Origin of the sequence: Streptomyces cupreus, assembly GCF_014257025.1 — a bacterium.
Taxonomy (GTDB): Bacteria; Actinomycetota; Actinomycetes; order Streptomycetales; family Streptomycetaceae; genus Streptomyces; species Streptomyces cupreus.
Genome location: NZ_JACMSF010000024.1, coordinates 39,873 through 54,817 on the forward strand (window position 1 = coordinate 39,873; position 14,945 = coordinate 54,817).

Genomic DNA, 14,945 nt, shown 5'->3' on the forward strand with positions numbered 1-14,945 from the left:
TCGGGCGATCATCCCGGCCGGGTGCCGGGTGCCGTCGTCGCAATCTCGCTGTTCCGGTGGGTGCGCCCGGCGGCTCTGCTGCACGGGTTCTCGGCGGTCACTTCGCCCGACCCGCCGGAATGGTGCTGCCCGTCGACCCCCGTGGGTGAAGGCACAGCCGGGTGCCTGTCGGGCGGGACGCTCGAAAGGAGTTGCGCCCCATGGTCCCTGTCACTGTGTCATCTGTGCGTCTTGAGGCATCGCTCGATCCTCGGCTGTCCAGATGGTTGTGGCTGGTGAAATGGCTCCTCGCCATCCCGCACTACATCGTGCTGTGTTTCTTGTGGCTTGCCTTCGTGCTGGTGACCATCGTCGCGTTCTTCGCCATCCTGTTCACCGGCCGGTACCCTCGATCCCTCTTCGACTTCAATGTCGGCGTACTGCGCTGGAACTGGCGTGTCAGCTATTACGCCCATACGGCGCTCGGTACCGACAGGTACCCGCCGTTCACGCTCGCGGACGTGCCCGACTATCCGGCGCATTTCCACATCGTCTATCCCGAGCGTCTCTCCCGCGGCCTGGTCCTGGTGAAGTGGTGGTTGCTGGCGATCCCGCAGTACATCGTCGTGGGGATTTTCGTCGGCGGCTGGGGTTGGGAAGAGGACAGCTGGCGTGCTGGCCTGATTCCCTTCCTCTCCTTGGTGGCTGTGGTCATCCTGGCGGCCACCGCCCGCTACCCGGTTCACCTCTTCGACTTCCTGCTCGGCCTGGCCCGCTGGGTCGCGCGGGTGACTGCCTACGCCGCATTGATGACCGATGAGTACCCGCCGTTCCGGCTCGACATGGGCGGACGGGACTCGCCGGTGGCGTAGACCTCGGCGGCCGGTTCGGGCGAAGGCCGCCCTCTCGATCGCTGATCTGGTCATGCTTGGACCGGCCAGTCCCGCTCGCCTGCGACGGACCGGTGTGACGACGGCGATCGGTGTGTCCTGCCCGATCGGCGCGGCGAAGGCGGATGGCTGAGCCCGAACGCCCACACCCCGTCGGAGACCAGCTCGGCCCACCTACGCAAATGACCAGGCGGGCCCGCCCGGCGGCCGGCTCCGGCTTATCGGGCACATGGCAGCACAGGCTCGGCCGGCCGACACGCAGGAATCCGGAGGGGAACGGTCCAGCGGAAGAACGTCTCCCAGTCCGAGCAAACGGCCAGGGTGTACAGCCCCAAGTTGACCGCTGCTATGGAGGAGCGGTCGCGAAGACCGGGCGGTCACCTTCCAAGTGCCCGGGAGCCACGGGGCCGTAAAGCGCAGGGCGGCGGCGAGGAGGTCGAACGCGGCCATGGTCCAGCCGGACGGTGAGTGGGGCGGAAACTCCATGAAGGCCTCAGCTTCTCAAGGGCGTTGGAATTGGCATGCCCCCTGCCCATCGGGTCGGCACGGGCTGCAGCGCACCAGGGTCCAGCGTGGAGGCCCGGCCTGAAGCCGACCTACCCCCGCCTACAGCGACCCGGCACAATGGGCGCTGCCGTTTCCAGCAGGCGGCTCAGACACGCCGCGTGAAACGCCGCATCACACCGGCATCACCGCACCAGTACCCGGTACACCCGGCCAACCATCCGACGGTTCTCGGAAGTTGTGGGCGATGAAAACACGCCGTACCACTATGAGACGTTTCCGGCCGACCGCCTGCCTACTGAGCCTGCTCGTCGTGGCCGTCCTCACCGTGTTCGGAACGGGCTCGGCCGCCGAGCCCGCGACCGACGCCGCAACAGCAGGCACGACGACAGTGGCCGCACCCGACGCACCGTCACGCGCGGCCTCGGCCGTCGAGTCCCTGGGGGTCCCCGGGACGGCCTGGTACGAGGACCGGCGCACGGGAACGCTGCGGGTCCACGCCGACTCCACGGTGACGGACACGGATTTCGCCCGACTCCGACAGGTCGCCGCGCGCTTTGCCGACGGTATGACCCTCGAACGGCAGGACGGCCGGCTCCGCACCCTCCTGTCGGGCGGCGACGCCGTCTACGCCTCCGGCCTGCGCTGCTCGGCCGGGGTCAACGTGCGCAGCGGAACCACGCACTACTTCATCACCGCAGGTCACTGCACGGACACCGCGTCCACCTGGTACACCACTTCCGCCCAGACCACCGCGATCGGCCCCACCACCAGCAGCAGCTTCCCGGGCAACGACTTCGGCGTCGTCCGCTACGCCAACACGGCCGTACCGCACCCCGGCACCATCGGAACCGTCGACATCACCGGCACGGCGACCGCCTACGTCGGCCAGAGCGTCTGCCGCCGCGGCGCGACCACCGGTGTCCACTGCGGCGTGGTCACCGCACTGAACGCCACCGTCAACTACGGCGGCGGCGAGATCGTCTACGGCCTCATCCAGACCAACATCTGCGCCGAGCCCGGCGACAGCGGCGGCCCCCTCTACGCGGGCGACAAGATCATCGGCATCCTCTCGGGCGGCTCGGGCAACTGCGCGACTGGAGGGACGACTTACTACCAGCCCATCCAGGAGGTCCTCGCCACGCATGGGCTGTCCGTCTACTAAAGAGAGGCCTTGGGGTCCTGTCCCGTGGATCAGGCGAGGCCGTAATCCGATGGTCACCTCGTCGGCGACGTCTCTAGGGTCGGTGGAATGACACACAACCTTGTGGATCCGGCGACAGTCACTACGGAGATGGCCGTACAGCTTCGCACGTGGCGAGTCGATGAGGACTTCAGCTGGCGCGCCGTGGCCCAGGCCGCGTCCGACCTCTGGGGCTCCGAATACGGCAGCAACCAGCTCTACGGGGAAGACCTCTGCGCGGCCGCCGCGCAGGTGCTGGGCGAAAACCCCTACCAGGACCCCTGGAATTGACGCTCGGTAGTTCGTGTCCGTCCCGTACCCGTCGTCGGCCGTCGTGCGATCCAGGCGCCCGCCTTGCCGAAACGGGCAAGGTTCCGTGCCGGATGGCGTTGTGCCTCGCAAGACTGGTGCCCTCAGGCACGAACCTGCTCGGCCTGCTCAACCCCCTCACCTTCGTCGAAGGCGCATCACCCGTGACAGCGGCCCGAACCGATCACTGTGTGACCGATCCGACGCTGCACACCCACACCGGAAAGGGCACCGCCTCCGGCTCAGGCCCGGTCGGTTCCGAGTCATCGCGTACGGCTTCAAGCTCCGACCAGGCAACCACGCCCGGCTCACGGTCGCTCAGGAAGCCCTCAACCACAGGCTTGAGATCGCCAGAAGGGATATAGGCACCGCCGAAAGGGAGTTCATGCGCAGCCACCGACGCGGTTGAGCACCGCAGTTGCCCGGCCTGCTCGTCGTGCCACACGTAGAACGTCGCCACCCCGGGGAAACCCATCTCGCGGATACGGAGCCGAATGCCTTCCGCGGTCCGCTCGAAAGCGTCGACCACCTCGGACACGGACAGCGAACGCCTGTCCTCCTCCGCACCCAGCCACCAGGTGTTGGTCTCGGACTCCACCCGACGGTCAGCAGGGTCCAACAACAGCGGCTCGTCCGCTATCTCAGCGATCCATGTCAGCAGCACCCGAGAAGTATCCCGGCATGCTTGGCCCCAAGTACACCGCTGACATGCCGCGGCCGCCGTCCACGGGGAGGGCGACGCCGACGACGAAGCCGGATCCGGGGGTGCACAGCCGCAGGACCGCCTGGACGATCCTCCGCGATACCGAGGCGGTTGATGGGCTGGTTGGCTTCGGCCTCGGCGCGGACGAGCTCTCCCTTGGCGATCATGTCGCTGACCGCGTGGCCGACGCCCCAGCGGAGCACGACAACGTGCGGATTCACACGGGGAATTGACCAGTAGAGTCCCTCTGCTATGGTGCGCCGATGTCGTCGATCAAGCAGTTCCAAGTCACCTTCGACTGCGCAGAACCTGAGCGCCTCGCTCGCTTCTGGTGCCACGTGTTGGGGTACGTCGTACCACCGCCACCGAAGGGGTTTGCCACTTGGGACGAATTCGATCGCTCACTGCTGCCTGAGCATCAGGGTTCAGGGTTCGCCTGCGTTGATCCCTCAGGAGTGGGCCCGCGACTGTTCTTCCAGCGTGTTCCTGAAGGCAAGGTCGTCAAGAATCGCCTGCATCTTTGCGTGCGGGTCGGTACCGGGCTCGTGGGTGAAGAGCGACTCGCCGCACTTGAGGCCGAGTGCGCACGACTGGTCGCGCTCGGCGCGGTACGCGTGCGAGTGCTGATTGCCGATGCCGACTACGAGTCATGCATCGTGATGCAGGACATCGAGGGCAACGAGTTCTGTCTCGACTGAGCATCCTCCGAGGGGACGAGGTGGGGGCGTCTCCCTTGGGCCTCTCTATGAAAGCGTTGACCAGCGAAGTCCCGTCGGGTGCCGACGTGTTCCTAGAAGGACACGTCGAAGTAGTCGATGTCGCTGATGTCGACTTCGAGGTTGTCGGCGCGGCGTCCGCTGTCCTTGAAGTAGATCTCCTGTAGCCCTTCGGCCACGATTCCGCGCAGTTGGGCGTCGTCGGCGCCTTGCTGTTGGGCGTTGAAGAGGCGGTGGGCGTACTCCGGTGGCAGGTGTACGGTCAGGCGGCGCATGCGGGGGTCGTCGGTGGTGCCGACGGGTGCGGTGTAGCCGAACCGGGCCCGGGTCTCGATCGTCAGTCCGGTGCTGGTGGCGGCCTTCTTGCGGGCCTGCTGCCGTACGCGCGGCTGCCACGCCTTGGCCACCTCCCTCTCCAGCGCCGCCTTCAGCGCCGGGCGGGGGTGCTTGGCCTTCCCGGCGAGGTAGCGCTCCACCTGCCGTTGGGAGATGCCCAGACGCCGGGCCACCGCCTTCGTGGAGCCCTTCTCCGCCCTGGTCAGCAGCCGCATCTGCGCGGCCGGCGTCTTCGGCGGCGGCTTGGTGACGTGCTCGAAGTCGGCGCGGTCCAAGGCCTCGTCGATGTCTCCCACGGGCCTACTCCCCTTCCTCAAGGACGGCGTCGCCGCCCTTGATGTGGCGGGCCGGGTTGAAGCCCTGCTCCATCAGGTCGACCGCCCACAGCATCGACTGGACGCCCTCCAGCTTCGCCAGGCCCGGGGTGGGCCCGAGGCGGAAGCCGCCGGGCTGGGGCTTGCCGGAGGCCGCGTACGGCAGGAAGTCCAGCGGGCTCGCGCCGGGTGAGGGGTAGACGACACAGTCCGACAGCACCGCGAGCGGGTACAGGCCCGTCATCTTCGCCATGTTCAGCAGCTTGCGGTGCATGTTGACGCGCGCCTTGCTGATGACCGCGGCGCGGATGTCGGGGCGCCAGGTCGGGCGCTCCAGGGCCGGCCAGCGGTCCCCGTCCTTGTAGTGCCTGCCCTGGGGGCGCTCGCGCAACTTGCCCACGCCGCCCTTGACCGTGGCCTTGACGGCGGCCAGTACGGCGGTGAGAACGGGGTCGACGTCCTTGTGCCGCTCCATCGCCGTCAGGAACTCATGATCGGACAGATCCCGGGTGACTCCCAGGTCGGCGAGGGTGTCGACGTAGGCGTTCTTCAGCCGGTCGTGCCACGGGTCCAGGTACGCGCCGGTCTCTCGCCGCAGGTAGGCCTCGATCGGGGCGACGTTGTAGCCGAGCTCCTGGGCGTAGGCGACGGTGTGCGTCTGGTACCAGGCCGGGCCCTCCGGGCGCTCCCCCGTCGGTGTGAAGGGGCTCGGCAGACGCGGGTCCAGGTCGACGTGGCTCAGGTCCACCAGCCAGGAGCCGGGGATCTTCGGGTTGAACGTCGGGGCGTGGAAGTGGTCCGGGGCGGACAGGCCGACGACCAGGCGGGCCGCGGCGGCGAGGAACGCCGTGTTCAGGTCCAGGCCGACCACGTAGGGCAGCGTGCACTCCTCATCGGTGAGCAGGTCGACCGGCCGGACCCACTGATACGCCTCCTCGTTGAGGAACCCGCCCCGCCAGCCGGAGTTGACGACCACGGGGTGCTCCTGGGTGGCCTCCGGCGGCGCCGGATCCATCGGCTCGGTGCCGAGGCTGCCGGGGTTGTGGCCGGAGATCCAGTTGCCGGTCGCCTCGTCCCGCTCCGGGCGTGTGGGCGGGCGCAGCGCGGTCATCAGTTCCAGCCCGGACACGGCCGTAGATCCGCGCGGGGTGATGACACGCTGGGCGTACACGCCCAGCACGCGGGCGATGTCGGCCGGCTCCATGTCCGCCACGCCGGGCCAGGAGCGCTCATCCAGGGCCTCCCACGGCAGGATCGCGAACTGCACGCACTGCCGCCGGGTCCCCTGAGCCTTGCGGTAGACCCGGGCCCACGGCCCGAAACCCCGCTGCGTCAACTGCCACTTCGCCTTCCCCACCTGCCCGACGACGGGGTGGTCGTCGGGCAGGCGCAGGTTGCGGCGGTCCTCCAGCCGCTCCGGCAGCCCGAACCTCACGGCGGCCGCGGCCGTGAGCACGATCAGCGGGTCGGCGTCCTTGCCGTGGCGGTGCAGCTTCGGCGCACCGAGGCCTGATTCGCGCAGCGTCCACTCCACGAGCTCCGGGATCGTGGTCGCGGGGCAGTCCAGCACGAGGCCGCCGACGCCGTACGCGGAACCGTCACCATCCACCACCGCGAGCGGCCCGTGCGGGAAACGCGGGTCGGCGCCGGGGAGCGCGGCGGGCTGCCTGGCCGGGCGGCGCGATGTCGCCGGTCGGCCGACAGGGCGCCCGAGCTGCGGCGCGCTCGAGGCAGCCGGGGTCTGCGGGGCGGGCGTCGGCTCCGGTTCGGGCGCGGCCGGGACGGAGGGTGCCGCCGGGACCGGGCGCTGCGCGGCGGGAGCGGCGGCGTGCGCGGAGTGCCGCTCCGCCCAGCCGTCCAGCAGTCGCTTGTACGCCGCCAGACGCGGCCCCCTCGGCTCGCTCCGGCCGTTCTCCCAGTTCTTCACGGTCTGCTCGGTCACGGCCAGGGCCTTCGCCGTGCGGGCCTGGGTGATTCCGGCGGCCTCACGCAGCCGTACCCGCTCCGCCGGGGGCGGGAGTTGCGGCTCCTCCTCCAGCAGGGCTTCCACGGACAGGAGCAGCTCTTCCTCGGATGCCATACGTGTCAACCTCCGCGCGGCACCCTAGCATTTTTATCCTGTGATTTAACCCATTCGGCAAGTTGTGAAGGCGTGTGTCGAGGACGGAATACGGGCGGCGCTTATCCTCCTGGCTGTAATGGGACGCGAGAAGGGGACGGCAGGTGGCCGGTATTCGGCTTCGGGACCACCAGATCGAGGCGGTGGCCGCGATCGTACGAGGGCTGGACGTCCCGCCCGAGGGGATTCCCGTGGGCGGGCTGCGGGGCCAGGTACATGCCGCGTGCGGAACCGGAAAGACCGTCATCGCCGCCGCGTCGGCGAAGCGGATCGCAGCCAGGGGCCGGGTTCTGGTGCTGGTACCGACTCTCGACCTGCTGACCCAGACCGTGCGCGCGTGGCGCGCGGTCGGCCACAAGGGCCCGGCCGTGGCGGTCTGCTCGCTCAACGACGACCCGGAACTGTGGACCCTGGACGTCCGGTGCACCACCAACCCGATCCGGCTCGCGCTCTGGCACGGCGACGGCCCGGTCACCATCTACGCGACGTACGCCTCGCTCGGCGTCCTGGCCGAGGCCTTCGAGGGGGTGTACGGCCGGCAGCTGGCCCCGATGGACCTGGTGTGCGTCGATGAGGCACACCGGACCAGCGGGTCGATGGGGAAGGCGTGGGCCGAGGTCCACGACCAGTCGGTCATCCCAGCGGCGCGTCGGCTGTATCTGACGGCGACGCCGCGGATCTGGCAGGAGCAGCCCGCGCATTGGGAGGTCGTCGAAGGCGTCCGGGACCCGCTGCCGGCGGAGATGGCGGCCTCCATGGACGACGAGCGGATCTTCGGTCCCGTGCTCTACAAACTCTCCCTCGCATCGGCGGTCTCCCGCGGGTTGCTCGCCCGCTACCAGATCATCGTCATGGAGCTACGGGACCCGGTCGTCACCCCGCAGCGGCTGATGGGCGAGGACCGCCGCACTGAGGAGGTACGCGGGCAGCGGCTCGGGGCGCTCCACGCGGCGCTGCTGCGCACCATGGCGGAACACGACCTCAGCACGTGCATCACCTTCCACCACCGCACGATCGAGGCGCAGGCCTACGCGGAGGGCCTGGAGCACGTCGCCGCGAAGCTGCACGCCGACCAGCCGGAGAAGTACCCCGCGAGGATCTGGGCCGACTGGCTGTGCGGCGAGCACGACCCGGAACACCGGCGCACCGTCCTGGGCAGCTTCGCCACCACGGCCCGTCCGGCCGTCCTGTCGAACTGCCGTGTCCTGGGCGAGGGCGTCGACATCCGTGCCGTGGACTCCGTCGCACTCCTGGATCCCAAAGGGGCGCCCCACGACATCGTGCAGGCCATCGGCCGGGCGCTCCGGCAGAAGCCGGGACAGGGGAAGGTGGCGTCCCTCATCGTGCCCGTCTTCCTCCAACCCGGAGAACAGCCGGAAGACATGTTCACCTCCGCCTCGTACCGGCCGCTGGTGAAGGTGCTCGAAGGCCTGCGGGCTCACGACGAAGAAGCCGTGGAACTCCTCGCCATCCCGCAGGAGCCGCAGAAGAACGTGGTGCAGCCCTCCACGAGCATCGGCCCGGCACCGCAGGAGGGCGAGGAAGAATCACGCCTGCTGCTGCGGTTTGCCTCGCCGCGCAACCCGGAGATGGTCGCGGCCTGGGTGTCCTTCAACGTGATCGACACGGAGAGGCAGGACTGGGCGCGCGGCTGGGCGAAGTTGAAGGCGTTCACCGAGCGAACGGGGCACACCAGGGTTCCGTACGAGCACAAAGAGGGCGCCTACCCGCTCGGACAGTGGGTCGCGGAACAGCGCAGGGCGTACGCGGCCGGGCAGATGAGCGGTCATCGCGCCCGGCGGCTGGAGACGCTGGGCATGGTCTGGAGCCTCGCGGACGAACGCTTCCAGGAGAACCTGGCGGCGGCCCGCGTGTACTACGACGAGCACTGGACACTGTGCGCACCCCGCTCCGCCACCGCCCGGGACCGGCCGCTGGGGCAGTGGCTGTCCAACCTCCGCCGGCCCGGCGCGCTGGCCGGACACCCCGACTGGGAGGAGGCGTTGAACGAGATCGACCCGGACTGGAACCCTCGGTGGCCGACCGACTGGCAACGGCACTACGCCGCCGTACGCGAGCTGTTGCGCGACGAGGAACAGCCCGAGCTCCTGCCGGGCGTCACCTGCCACGGCATGGACGTCGGGAAGTGGCTCCACAAGCAGCGTCGGCACACCGTCTGGCAGGCGCTGACGGCCGGACAGCGCGAGCGCCTGGGACAACTCGGCATCGTGCCGCTGCCGCCGGAGGAGGAGGCTCCTGCCGGGCCCCGCAAGGGTGCCGGTGCATTCGAGCGAGGGCTTGCGGCACTTGCGCAGTACAAGGCGCGTACGGGTTCCGTGACGGTTCCTCGGGCCCACGTGGAGCGACTTGAGGACGGGACCGAGGTCAAGCTCGGCGTGTGGCTGACGAACACGAAGACCCGACGGGCGAAGCTGACCACCGACAGGCTTCGGGCGTTGGCCGGCCTCGGGCTCGACTGGGCTGCCTAGGAGGCTGACCCCGTGATCGAGCGATGCTCACGGCGTCGGCGTAACCCGCTCGACGGGCCGCTGACCGGAATCCCGGCCGACCGGACCGCCATGATGCGGGCATGAAGAAGACCACGGATACGCCGGCTGACGACGAGTTCGCCGCCGCCTGTGCCCGGGCGTGGAACGTCCTGATCCCCACCCGCTCTCGCTACCTGGCCGCAGTCTCGACCCACTACGACGAGGTCCTCCACGAGGTAGCGGAGAGAGCCGAACGCGTCGGTAGCGTGGGCAAGATGGACATCGCGGCACTGCTCGTCTGGAAGCGGCTGTCCGCGCAGACTCGGTGGGTGTCGGTGTTCATGTCGCTGCCCGACACGCACGTCCGCGCGGTCACCGAACGGGCCGTCGCCGCGGTCCGGGACACCGCGCTGCCCCGAAGTGAAGCCGCCCGCCTGGGACGCGCCATCCTTGCCGATTCAAAGATGCCCGGGTTCCGCAAGGGCGACGCCCTCGCCTCAGCGGTCCTGACTGCGGCGGCGCCCACCCGGATGGCCGTCTACGACGAGCGCGTCCAACGCTCCCTCGACGCCCTCGGCCTGCCCCTGACCCGCGAACCGGGACGCTACGGCCGCTACATGCAGCTCCTCGACGACCTCCTCGCACACGGCGGAGCCCACGCCGGCGGCTGGACGGCCCGCGATCTCGACACGGCCCTGTACTGGGCCAACGGCCAACCGCACGAGCCGGCGGAGAGCTGAGCTCGGTCAGAGGCTGGAGAGCAGGCCGTCGAGGGGGGCTGGGACGCGGCCGGGGGTGAGGGCCTCGACCAGGACACGGCCGTAGCGGATCTTGCGCCCCTTCTTCGTTCCGAGGAAGCGCCTGAACTGCCGCTCTGGCGACCGGCCTTGCTGTGCGGGCTGGCGCAGGAAGGTCCGCAGGGCACGCAGCTCCCCTTCGGCCCGGACGAGCTCCTCCATCCGTGTCACGCCCAGCGCGCGGATGAGTTCGTCCTCCAGATCCGCGGCACAGACGAAGAAGTCCTGCTCTGCCGCACGGGCCTGTGCGAAGCCGCGGGCGTAGTAGGGACGCTCCGCCTCGTCGCACAGGCCCGTGAGGCGCAGTCCCAGGCCGGGTGCGCCGAGGAGTCGGGCGTAGCGCCCGACGCTCATCGCGCCGCCGATCGACAGGACGCAGACTCCGTCGTCCGCCAGGTTTCGGCCGCGGCTTTCTGCCAGCGCGTTGACCGCGGCGACATCGCTGGCGCCTTCGAGCAGGACGGCCACCCGTACGGACAGCCGCGCGGCCAACTCCTGCGCGCGTTCGCCGGGGCCACCCGCCGCCCACGCGGTGACCGCGTCCCGGAACGCCCCCATGTCAGACATGAGAGGAGTCTCGGCCCGTTCCGGCCACAGCGCGAGGCATTTTCCGCCGGTGCGTCGACCGCCAGGGCATGGAGACGGACGTGGCGGACCCGTCGTGCACGACGGTGCCCACCGACCGGATCCACCCCCACAGGGACAGCGAGAGCCAGGCCACCGACGCGCCCGCGACGACATGGACGAGGCTGGTGAACACCGAGTCGGGAAGCGGCCCGAGCAGCGCGAGCGCGCCCAGCATCACGGCGTACCCCCATGACGGCGCCTTCGGGAAGAGTCCGGTACGCACCATCGAGAGCCCGAACAGCACCGTACCGACGGCGAACACGAGCGCGCTCCCGAGCAGCGCCACCCGGGTCGTCCCGGTCAGCACCTCGTCCAGCGTCGCGTCGTCGAGGCCGAACAGTGCCATGTTCAGGGTGAACGCCGCACCGCCGAACAGCCCCAGGCCGATGAGGTTCACGGCGTACGCGATCGCGCCCGCGCGCCCCGCGTCGCGGTGCTGGCGCAGGTGCAGGGCGACGAGCAGCGGTGTGGCGAAGGCGGGCGAGACACCCAGGACGAAGCTGGTGGCGGTGGTCTCGCCGGTGAAGGCCTCGATGGCACCTGGCAGTGCGATGAGGAGACCGGACAGCATTCCGCACACGGCACCGAAGCGGAAGAACCAAGGGGAAGGGGCAGGAGGCAGCAGCATCTCAGCACACTCCGAGGACGACGGTTCCCGCAGTTCAGCGGGACACGGCGAATGTAGGAGCGGGCCGGCGCGGGCCGTGAGTGCCGGGTGACCAGTCCTCGCGGCCAAAGGTCATGTGACGTTCGGCAGGGTCCGTGGCGGGGCGACGGCACGTAGCCTGACAGTGCCGGCTCGGGGAGGGACGATGGCGACAGTGGGGCTGAACGGCCGTCGTATGGACCTTGGTATGAGGACGGACACCGGCCCCCCGCCCGCCACCCCCTCCCGCCCTGTTCCCTGGGTCGCGCCCCTCCTCTACGTCGCGGTCCTCCTCGCGGGGCTGACCGCCGCCGCCCACAACAGTTCCCTCGCCACTGCCCGTACCGCCGCCTTCGTCGTAGGACTCCTGCTGCTCCTCCTGCTGGAGCGCAAGCCGGTCCGGCCGCCCCTGGCCGTGCTCGCAGCCCGTGTCGTCCTCATCGTCGCCGTCGCCGCACTCGATGACTCGGGCCTGTCCCGGGCGCTGCTCGTCCTGGTCCCCTTCACCGCCTACTTCGCCTTCGGCCGCACAGCAGCTCTCGCCCTCGCCGGCGGCTGCGTGGCCGTGGTCCTCGCCCTCTACACGTTCACCGCCCCCGCCTGGTACGCCGACCCCGAATACGTCTCCGATCTGCTCATGCTGCTCATCGGCCTGGTTCTCGCCCTTTCCATGGCCGCGGTCGCGATCGGCGAGCAGCGGGGACGGGCCCGGCTGGAGGAGTACGCGGCACGGATCGCCGAACTGTCCGCCACCCACGAGCGCAACCGGCTGGCCCGCGACATCCACGACAGCCTCGGGCACCATCTCACCGCGATAGCCGTCCAGTTGGAGAAGGCCGCCGCCTTCCGCGACCACGATCCGGACACCGCCGACCAGGCCGTGGCGGACGCCCGTCGCTCGGCGGGGCGCGCGCTCGACGACGTACGGACATCGGTGCGGGCGCTGCGCGACGACCGTGCCGCGCCCTTCCCGCTTCCGTCCGCACTGGCCGATCTCGTACGGGAGTCGAACGACGGCCGCATTGAGGTGTCCTTGCAGGTCGACGGCGAACCGTACGACGCTCTGGGCCCCGACGGGGCGGCGCTCACCACCCTCTACCGCGCGGCACAGGAGGCGCTCACCAACGTGCGGCGGCACGCGGATGCGCGGCATGTGAGCGTGTTCCTGACGTTCGGCGCGGCCGGCGCGCGCCTCGTCGTCGCGGACGACGGGCGTGGGTTCCGACCCGGGGCCGTCACGGTCTCCCAGGGCTTCGGGCTGCTCGGCATCCAGGAGCGAACGCGGCTGGTCGGCGGCACGGTAGGGATCGACAGTGCACCGGGGGCGGGCACGCGTCTCACGGTCGAGGTCCCTCGCGCCGTACCGGAGACAGACGTATGACCGAGAACCCGGAAGCCGAGTCCGTGTCCGTACTCGTCGTCGACGACCAGCAGTTGGTCAGAGACGGCATCGCCTCACTCCTCGGCATCCAGCCCGGCATCGTGCTGGCGGGCACGGCCGTCGACGGCGGGGACGCGGTCGAGAAGACGCTGGCGCTCGGACCCGACGTGGTGCTGATGGACGTGCGGATGCCGGGCATCGACGGCGTCGAAGCACTGGCGATCCTGCGGCGACGAGGCTGTTCCGCGCGGGTCGTCATGCTGACGACGTTCGACGACGAGGAGTACGTGGTGGCGGCGCTGCGGGCGGGCGCGAGCGGCTATCTGCTCAAGAACCTTCCGGCGGCTCAGCTCGCGGACGCGGTGCGGCTGGCGCACGCCGGGGTCGCCCAGCTCGACTCCTCGGTGACCGGATACCTGACCCCGTCCCCGGCCTCGGGCCCTCGGCCGCCGTCCGTCCCTCCTCCCGGCACCACCGGACTGACCGCCCGCGAGGTCGACGTACTGCGGCTCCTTGCCGACGGCTCGACGAACCGCGAGATCGCCGCTCGCCTGTTCCTCAGCGAGGGAACCGTCAAGAACCACATCTCCCGCGTCCTGTCCCGGCTCGGCCTCCGCGACCGTACCCAGGCCGCGCTCTACGCCCGCGACCACGGGCTGCTGTGAGCGTCAGCGCCCACCGACGCCGCCCGAAGGCATCCGCCCTCCCTGCACACGTTGGTGGTCCCGCGTGGGAGGAACGACGCGGTGCCCCGCCGGCCCGGGTTCACGAAGAGCCAGAAGGCGGCCCGGAAGCAGCTCACCGAACTCATGGCGCAGTTGGAGGCAGCCGTCCAGCGGCGCGACTGGCCGGCCGCCCGCACGGCGCGCTCGGCGGCCTGGGACGAAGTCAACCGTCTCGCCGACAATCTCACCCACGAGGAACGCAAGAAGCTCTGGACGCACAAACAGCGGATACTCACCGGCGAGGCCCAGGACCGCGGGAACACCAAGCGCCGGTGAGTTCCGGTCGCGTCGGGAGTCTGTTCTGGTGGCCGTCGTACACGTCGTACGACGCCTGCCCGGCACGTGACACCACGGAGGACACCATGACGACCACGCCGAGTGACCCGACCACCGCGCAGCCCGGCCGCCCGCCCGTGGTCGATCTGGCCACCTGGCAGGCCGCGCGTGACGAGCTGCTGGTCCGCGAGAAGGCCCACACCCACGAGGGGGACGCCATCGCCGCCGCGCGGCGCCGACTGCCGATGGTGGAGTTCGACGGGACGGTCGAGGTCGTCGGGCCCGACGGACCGGTGCCGTTCCTGGAGCTGTTCCAGGGCCGGGACGAGCTCGTGGTGTACAAGCACATGTGGTACGACGGCGCGCCGCACCAGGGGCAGTGCGAGGGCTGCACCACCACGGCCTGGCACCTGAAGGACGCCGTCTACCTCAACGCCCGCGGCGTCTCGTTCGCCGTCCTGACCACGGGACCTTGGGAGGAGGTGGCCTCCTACATCGAGTTCATGGGCTACACCCAGCCCTGGTACTCGGTGCGGGGCGTGGAGGGGCCGGCCGGTGGCGACATGGGGTACCTCACCTGCTTCCTGCGCGACGGCGACCGGGTGTTCCTCACCTACTCCACGACGGGCCGGGGCAACGAGCGGGTCAACGGTTCCTTGGGTCTGCTCGACATGACGCCCTACGGCCGCGGCGAGGCGTGGGAGGACAAGCCCGAGGGTTGGCCCGAAGGGGACGTCCCGTGCTGGTCCTGGCGCTCGGACGCGGACGGGAACGCCACCTGGGGCCCGACCAGCCGCCCCGTACCGCAGTGGACCCGCCCCGGCGCGACCCCGGTGGAAACCCTCGGCCGCCACGGCCATCACTGATGATCCACACGGGCCGCTGAACTGTGCTACGGTTATCGAGTTGCAGTTGTGGTACCCATGAACCTATGTGCGCCTGACGGGAATG

At 69.9% G+C, this 14,945-nt stretch carries 16 protein-coding genes; 11 read left to right on the forward strand and 5 right to left on the reverse strand.

Going from position 1 to position 14,945, the window contains the following annotated elements; genetic code table 11:
- Window positions 1-200: 200 nt before the first annotated feature.
- From H4N64_RS22260 to H4N64_RS22270, 3 genes are all read left to right on the forward strand, one after another.
- On the forward strand, window positions 201-851 hold the full coding sequence (locus H4N64_RS22260) for a DUF4389 domain-containing protein (protein WP_186284177.1): 651 nt from the start codon (window positions 201-203) through the stop codon (window positions 849-851).
- A gap of 769 nt (window positions 852-1,620) precedes the next feature.
- Complete coding sequence (locus H4N64_RS22265) at window positions 1,621-2,538, forward strand: S1 family peptidase (RefSeq protein ID WP_186284178.1); 918 nt, start codon at window positions 1,621-1,623, stop codon at window positions 2,536-2,538.
- 87 nt (window positions 2,539-2,625) lie between these two features.
- Complete coding sequence (locus H4N64_RS22270; protein WP_186284179.1) at window positions 2,626-2,847, forward strand: hypothetical protein; 222 nt, start codon at window positions 2,626-2,628, stop codon at window positions 2,845-2,847.
- A gap of 202 nt (window positions 2,848-3,049) precedes the next feature.
- On the opposite strand, the gene H4N64_RS22275 is transcribed toward H4N64_RS22270, so the two are convergent.
- A complete protein-coding gene (locus tag H4N64_RS22275; RefSeq protein ID WP_186284180.1) occupies window positions 3,050-3,529 on the reverse strand; it encodes a hypothetical protein in 480 nt (159 codons plus the stop codon).
- A gap of 17 nt (window positions 3,530-3,546) precedes the next feature.
- On the opposite strand from H4N64_RS22275, the gene H4N64_RS46780 reads away from it, so the two are divergent.
- Window positions 3,547-3,801, forward strand: coding sequence for a hypothetical protein (locus tag H4N64_RS46780; protein WP_186284181.1), 255 nt, complete (start codon window positions 3,547-3,549; stop codon window positions 3,799-3,801).
- Window positions 3,802-3,831: 30 nt separating this feature from the next.
- Window positions 3,832-4,266, forward strand: a complete 435-nt coding sequence (locus H4N64_RS22285) for a VOC family protein (protein WP_186284182.1) — start codon at window positions 3,832-3,834, stop codon at window positions 4,264-4,266.
- A 92-nt stretch (window positions 4,267-4,358) separates the two neighbouring features.
- Here H4N64_RS22285 and tpg read toward each other — a convergent pair whose 3' ends face one another.
- Together tpg and tap are read right to left on the reverse strand one after the other, a co-directional pair.
- A complete protein-coding gene (gene tpg / locus H4N64_RS22290; protein WP_186284183.1) occupies window positions 4,359-4,916 on the reverse strand; it encodes a telomere-protecting terminal protein Tpg in 558 nt (185 codons plus the stop codon).
- Between the two features lie 4 nt (window positions 4,917-4,920).
- Window positions 4,921-7,014 (reverse strand): telomere-associated protein Tap, encoded by a 2,094-nt coding sequence (gene tap / locus H4N64_RS22295; RefSeq protein ID WP_186284184.1) that lies wholly within the window; start codon window positions 7,012-7,014, stop codon window positions 4,921-4,923.
- A gap of 143 nt (window positions 7,015-7,157) precedes the next feature.
- Here tap and H4N64_RS22300 point away from each other — a divergent pair, with 143 nt between their 5' ends.
- Both H4N64_RS22300 and H4N64_RS22305 read left to right on the forward strand, forming a co-directional pair.
- Complete coding sequence (locus H4N64_RS22300) at window positions 7,158-9,542, forward strand: Helicase associated domain protein (RefSeq protein ID WP_186284185.1); 2,385 nt, start codon at window positions 7,158-7,160, stop codon at window positions 9,540-9,542.
- A 101-nt stretch (window positions 9,543-9,643) separates the two neighbouring features.
- Window positions 9,644-10,282 carry a hypothetical protein gene (locus H4N64_RS22305; protein WP_186284186.1) on the forward strand — a complete coding sequence of 213 codons (639 nt, stop codon included), beginning with the start codon at window positions 9,644-9,646 and terminating at the stop codon, window positions 10,280-10,282.
- Window positions 10,283-10,288: 6 nt separating this feature from the next.
- Here the strand turns inward: H4N64_RS22305 and H4N64_RS22310 are convergent, their stop codons facing one another.
- Both H4N64_RS22310 and H4N64_RS22315 read right to left on the reverse strand, forming a co-directional pair.
- Window positions 10,289-10,906 (reverse strand): TOPRIM nucleotidyl transferase/hydrolase domain-containing protein, encoded by a 618-nt coding sequence (locus tag H4N64_RS22310; protein ID WP_186284187.1) that lies wholly within the window; start codon window positions 10,904-10,906, stop codon window positions 10,289-10,291.
- A complete protein-coding gene (locus H4N64_RS22315) occupies window positions 10,899-11,594 on the reverse strand; it encodes a hypothetical protein (RefSeq protein ID WP_186284188.1) in 696 nt (231 codons plus the stop codon). The genes H4N64_RS22310 and H4N64_RS22315 overlap by 8 nt, the downstream gene beginning before the upstream one ends.
- A 226-nt stretch (window positions 11,595-11,820) precedes the next feature.
- Between H4N64_RS22315 and H4N64_RS22320 the strand changes: the two genes are divergently transcribed.
- The 4 genes from H4N64_RS22320 to H4N64_RS22335 all read left to right on the forward strand — a co-directional run bounded on the left by H4N64_RS22320 (window position 11,821) and on the right by H4N64_RS22335 (window position 14,860).
- Complete coding sequence (locus tag H4N64_RS22320) at window positions 11,821-12,993, forward strand: sensor histidine kinase (RefSeq protein ID WP_186284189.1); 1,173 nt, start codon at window positions 11,821-11,823, stop codon at window positions 12,991-12,993.
- Window positions 12,990-13,658 carry a response regulator gene (locus H4N64_RS22325; RefSeq protein WP_186284190.1) on the forward strand — a complete coding sequence of 223 codons (669 nt, stop codon included), beginning with the start codon at window positions 12,990-12,992 and terminating at the stop codon, window positions 13,656-13,658. Before H4N64_RS22320 ends, H4N64_RS22325 begins: the two co-directional genes overlap by 4 nt.
- A gap of 81 nt (window positions 13,659-13,739) precedes the next feature.
- The gene (locus H4N64_RS22330) at window positions 13,740-13,994 is read left to right on the forward strand and encodes a hypothetical protein (protein ID WP_222109269.1); all 255 of its coding nucleotides are present in this window, start codon (window positions 13,740-13,742) and stop codon (window positions 13,992-13,994) included.
- 86 nt (window positions 13,995-14,080) lie between these two features.
- Window positions 14,081-14,860, forward strand: coding sequence for a DUF899 domain-containing protein (locus H4N64_RS22335; RefSeq protein ID WP_186284239.1), 780 nt, complete (start codon window positions 14,081-14,083; stop codon window positions 14,858-14,860).
- The last annotated feature ends 85 nt before the right edge of the window (window positions 14,861-14,945 follow it).